The following is a 297-nucleotide window of genomic DNA, read 5'->3' as shown; positions in this document are numbered from 1 at the left end:
GGATGCCCTGGAGCAGGCCCTGCACCAGCGCCGACCGACGGGGAAATCCGGACTGGTTCACCATTCGGACCGGGGCAGCCAATATTTGTCCATCCGATACACCGAGCGGCTGGGGCTGGCCGGCATCGAACCGTCGGTCGGCAGCGTCGGCGATTCATACGACAATGCCTTGGCTGAAACCGTCAACGGTCTCTACAAGGCGGAGGTCATCCACAGGCGGGGACCGTGGAAATCCTTTGAAGCCGTGGAATACGCCACCCTCGAATGGGTCGACTGGTTCAACAACCGCCGCCTGCT

Annotated in this window: 1 protein-coding gene; it reads left to right on the top strand. The window is 62.3% G+C overall.

What is annotated here, in order from left to right; all coding sequences use genetic code 11:
- The coding region (locus EJ903_RS26655) for an integrase core domain-containing protein (RefSeq protein WP_148105343.1) at positions 1 to 297 on the top strand (297 nt) is incomplete at both ends.

The sequence above is a fragment of the Azospirillum griseum genome, from assembly GCF_003966125.1.
Taxonomy (GTDB): Bacteria; Pseudomonadota; Alphaproteobacteria; order Azospirillales; family Azospirillaceae; genus Azospirillum; species Azospirillum griseum.
Note: the sequence above shows the minus strand (reverse complement) of the source record. Positions and strands in the feature narration are given on the sequence as shown.